This is a genomic window from Aquimarina algiphila, from assembly GCF_007489275.1.
Classification (GTDB): Bacteria; Bacteroidota; Bacteroidia; order Flavobacteriales; family Flavobacteriaceae; genus Aquimarina; species Aquimarina algiphila.
Window position 1 is genome coordinate 1 of sequence record NZ_VLNR01000132.1, and the last position, 5,024, is coordinate 5,024.

General features: G+C 28.3%; 3 protein-coding genes and 1 pseudogene. All 4 read right to left on the minus strand.

Features of this window, described 5'->3' with window-relative positions; genetic code table 11:
• Positions 1-1,500 precede the first annotated feature (1,500 nt).
• The gene (locus FOF46_RS30260) at positions 1,501-3,405 is read right to left on the minus strand and encodes a right-handed parallel beta-helix repeat-containing protein (protein WP_167572016.1); all 1,905 of its coding nucleotides are present in this window, start codon (positions 3,403-3,405) and stop codon (positions 1,501-1,503) included.
• 371 nt (positions 3,406-3,776) lie between these two features.
• Positions 3,777-3,992 (minus strand): hypothetical protein, encoded by a 216-nt coding sequence (locus FOF46_RS30265; RefSeq protein WP_208746840.1) that lies wholly within the window; start codon positions 3,990-3,992, stop codon positions 3,777-3,779.
• Positions 3,993-4,086: 94 nt separating this feature from the next.
• A complete protein-coding gene (locus tag FOF46_RS30270) occupies positions 4,087-4,785 on the minus strand; it encodes a lipase family protein (RefSeq protein WP_143919155.1) in 699 nt (232 codons plus the stop codon).
• Positions 4,786-4,909: 124 nt separating this feature from the next.
• Positions 4,910-5,024, minus strand: a pseudogene (locus tag FOF46_RS32870) (IS982 family transposase); the annotation flags it as partial.

Sequence of the window (5,024 nt, forward strand, 5' to 3'; positions counted from 1 at the left end):
CCTTTTAAAACCTTGAGTATTTTATCGTAATTTGCTTGAAAGTTGTGCATATGAATTATAGTGTCGTAACTACAATTTACTGCCTTTTAGCAGTTTGCGCAACTTTTTCTAAATGCACAACGGGTATGTATTAATAATTCATTATTGCCTGATATTCTATTAATGTATCTTGTAAAAAAATGTTACCAGATTTTTTTATTTATTTTTATTTTTTTCCAGAGCTTTCTTTACAACAAAAAACTCCATTACAACATATTTATCAACGATTACCTCCCTCAACCACCTCAGACAGTATACAATCCAATATTTACTAATGAGGTAGTCACAAGTTTTTTACTTGATATAATCTACAGCCTTAAACATTTAAAGTTTCTATCAAAAAATTAGAAGGGGTTTTAAGGCATGAAGCCCTATTAATTGTACCCTAAAACTATTACAGCAAAAATATCTTAACTCTTTTACAACTTTAAATAGGGTTGGAAAGTAAGTGTTGTAAACAAAAAACATTTTTGGATTAATAATTATTGATAATCTGTAATATTCTAACATAAAATTTTTGATGTCTTTATATTGGTCACATTACATATTATACGTCTACTAGCAAGAGGTATATAACCTCCTTCAATACTTAAAGGTTTGTTTTCCAAAATAGTTACTGTACTTTTTTCAAGTTTTAATACTCTTTTTTTTAATGATAGAATTATCCAATATTAACACTTGTCATTAATAAGTTAATCATATGAATATTAACATATTGTAAACTCAAAAAATGACTATAACATCAAACAACAGATATCATCAAGTAATTTTTAAATCCCATTTAAAGATATTTTAATGGTAATACCTCAGCAAGAAAACTTTCCTGAAATTTATAAATTCCATGTTGTAATTTGATATACATTTTATTTTTAAAAAAATAAAAATCAACACATTACAATGACTTCATTTCTAAAAAGAAACCTGAGTAGTACAATTTTGGATATTTAATTAACTTATTACTTTTAGGGAGATTAATGTACATTCTATTAAACCAATTTTTCTCAAATTAGGTTTTAAAATCTCTCGTATTGCCAGGCTTTTTAGAATTAAAATAAAATGTTTATTGATTAGAAATACTAAAAATGCTATCTGAATAAATTGTTTTATATTTCCTGTTTACATCATATAATCTCTTAAAGAATATTGTATGATGTAAAAAAGCAAGACAACATTGTCTCGCTTCGGTAAAAATTGTCTTAAAAGTGATCCCAAGCATTCACGGTTTAAACTTTTTAACAAAATATTTAGAAGAGATAACTGAGTATGCAAAAGAGCATCAAGCCCTACTAATAGCTTGCTAAAAATAGTTTAAATAAATTTTTATTAACTTTTTATTTAAGAGTTTTGGTGATTTTTGTCCAACCCTTTTTTATACTAGAATTAGCTATATTAGGCTGCATATAATAAATTACAGAACCAATACTTCATAAAACATTATATACATTAGGTGTTAAATGCTTTTTAATAGTTAATAGAATTTACTTCATTATTGCTTTTATTTTCTGTTTCTAACGGAGACCAATTATTAAGATTTGATGTTGTAACTAAAAAATTTATAAAATGGTTATTAGTTAAGTATCCATTAGCACTAACAACCCCCTTTGTTACAATCCCTGGATAAAATCCTATAAATTTATTTTGTTTGAAAATGTTGTTTGATATAGTCCAAATTGTAGCATTTTCCATACTTATTGAAGCAGACCGGTTCCCTCCTGTATTTTCAAAAGTATTGTTAGAAATTGTTACGTTTGCATTTGACATTATTACACCCCAATTACAATTATCAATAGTATTATTTACCACTCTACAAAATGCTAATTTATTATACTTTTTATCATAATTAAGTTGAATTCCTAAATAAAAATTATGTATAATATTATCACTTATAACTGCTTCTGGGTTGATTGGTGCTGTTTTAACAGAATCGATTTTTCCGTTTTTTTGAAAATAAATACCTCTATGATAAGGATCATCTAAAGAATTATCACTCCCTAAAAGAGTATTTCCTTTTATGGTTAATGTTGAGTTTTGTTGCACTGAAATACCTACATCTACATTTTCAACATGATTATTAGAAAAATTTACGTTCTCACTTTTTCCTAAGCCTGTAATTACCATTCCTATACCTGAAGAAGTAAATTGAACACTATCACGTTTAATATTTTTGATAATATTGTTGCTAACTAGTACTGTTTTAGAAGCTGTTCCGACTTCAATTCCAAAAGTATGAAATGAATCTATGATGTTTTCAGAAACTATAATAGATGAACTCTTACCACCAATAGTTATTCCGATATGAGATTTTTCATTCCCTATACCCTTTAAAGAATTACCACGGATAATATCATTTTTACTATTCCATATTTCAATACCAACAGCATCTTTTTCATTAGAAAGTTCTCCTATATCTTCTAGTCGATTATCAATAAATTGATTATTTGTGGATACAAAATTTTTGTGATTACGAGAATATATACCGTGTCTTCCTGTTTTAACGATAAGGTTATCCTTAAGGGTATTATTTGAACAAAACTTTTGATCACCATTTAATAGAATACCATATCCTTTTGTATTTTTAATAATACAGTTTCGAATCAAATTATGACTGCTTTCTTTTAATAAAATTGATTGTCCACTTCCGAACCCATTCTCTATTGTTACATTCTCAATATTACAATATTGAGCATTTATCAAAAGGATATTACCAGTATGATCTTTATGTGTATCTCCTTCATTGAGGGAAGGTGCTATACATTTTATTAGAAGGTTTTTTATGGTAACGTTGTCAGTATTTTCTATTCTAAATGCCCTATGTGAAATTTCTAAGTTTGCATTTTTTCCTTCAATATTTAAAGGTTTTTCTATTTTAATTTGTACTGGAGAAGAATTAATGTCTTTTAGGCTATATTTACCACTATTATCGAATTCTACTGTTCCATTATCTGATGTGAAATTAATAGCCTGCTGAATTGCATCTTTATCGGATATGTCATCATCGGTTTTAGCACCAAACCATTCTGGGTATACTTTTTCTATTAAAGAAGACCCTATAACTATTGAATTGTTATTGTTATCGAAAATTCGATACTTGCTGGAGATTATTTTACCGTTTATTTTAACCTCTACTGGGGATGGTGTATTAAATCTTAATTTGAAGGGATATTTAAATTGTAGAGAAACAGATTTGTTAATATTATGATTTTTGGTTATGATAATATCGCTTTCTATTATATAAATAATTTTTTCATTAGTAGTGGGCGTTACATCTAACTGATTTTCATTTGTTAAACTGATCACAATTTCTGTTGCAAATGAATTGAAGATGAATAATTGCAGTAATAAGAATATGGTTAATTTATTTTTCATATTTTTCATTTTAAAAATTTTCGTTGTATAAGTATATGTTTTACTTAAAGGTATTGTTACCCAAGAAATAGCTCTTTTCTTATACTTCTACTAACGAAACAGAAGTGTAAATATCAAACAAAAAAAAGCAAGACAATATTGTCTCGCTTTGGTAAAAATTGCCTTAAAAGTCCCCTAGGAGGGATTAACTAGCGTTGATCCCATTACACTCACTACTGCAAATAAACACCCTACCTTTTTAACCACTTAAAACCAATGAATTAAATTGTTTTTAAGACAAAGATTAGCGTGCTTTACTATTGAAATCATTTTAACATAAGTTAATAATTTTCATATATGTAAATAAGGATTAATTAGTGCTACTGACAAACCTATGGACTCATAATCCCGAAAGTCCCAGGTTTGAGTCCTGCTCCCGCTACTAAATAGGACTTTTTAGAAATCCCCATATTCCTTCTAATTGTTGCGTTTAGAGCAAATAAAAAATTGATTTCGTTGGTTCGATATTGTCTGTTTTCTGGATTAATCATTAAACCTTTAGGAAAAATCAATTCTTGCTGTTTGGTTTTTATTTCAAAACTCCCCAAAGTGGTATTTACTGATGTTTTGCGAAAAAAAATAATTGAGTTTACAAAATCATCAAGGTTAGATATTTATTAATGTATTTAAGTTATTCTTTAATTAGAAAACAGAATTATCAATATTTGCCAGTGCATTACTGATATAAAGTCCAATTGCATGGTAATTAATACGCCATTCTAGTATTTCCTGTTGCCCTATTGGAAAATGGTCAATAAGATCTGGATTCAATGGTGTTGATGTATTCTTTACATCATAATGATCACCTTCACTTTTTGCATATAAGTAGAAGCACCCTTCATGGTAATAAAATTGAGTTTTATAAAATAAAGGAAGGCTAGGTATAGGATCCCAACCATTTACAACTCTATAAAGCTTACTTTGCCCTGAAGGAGGACAACTTTGTAGTTTTGAGTTAAAACATGTAATGAGTCCACTATCTCCTATTTTAGGCTCTCCAAAAGTAGTAACGCTAACAAAATCTGATAGAAATGGACAAGCAAATGCCGAAATAATTGCTTGTGCTGCTCCAAGACTGTGGCCTGTTATATACATGTTTTGTGCATTGTTTTTTCGTTTTGCAACTACTTCTTGAAGTTCATCTAACATTGATAATACACTAAAATAAAAACCTTGATGCACAAGATTATTTTTCATATTTTCAAATGGTGTAAGGATAATATCAAAATCTGCCAGCCAGTTGGCTAGATTAGACGAGCCCCTAAAAACAACAATAACAAAATCTTGATTAGAGAGCACCATAAATCTAAAACTGTCTACATCTTTGATATCTACAATCAAGTTTAATGAGGGACTTTTAGCATTCCATAGATTCACTTGTTCGTTGATACTTCCTATATCAGCGTAAATAAGCCCACATAGCTGTGCAAAAAGGTAATTATTAATAGGGTTACCCGTTGTGCATTTAGTTAATATTAATTTTTAGGTTGTTTATATTTCTGTTGAATTCAAACCTATTGATATATTGAATAATGGTCATTGCTGTGATCTTTGATAAGATTCTATTTTTAAATCCCTCA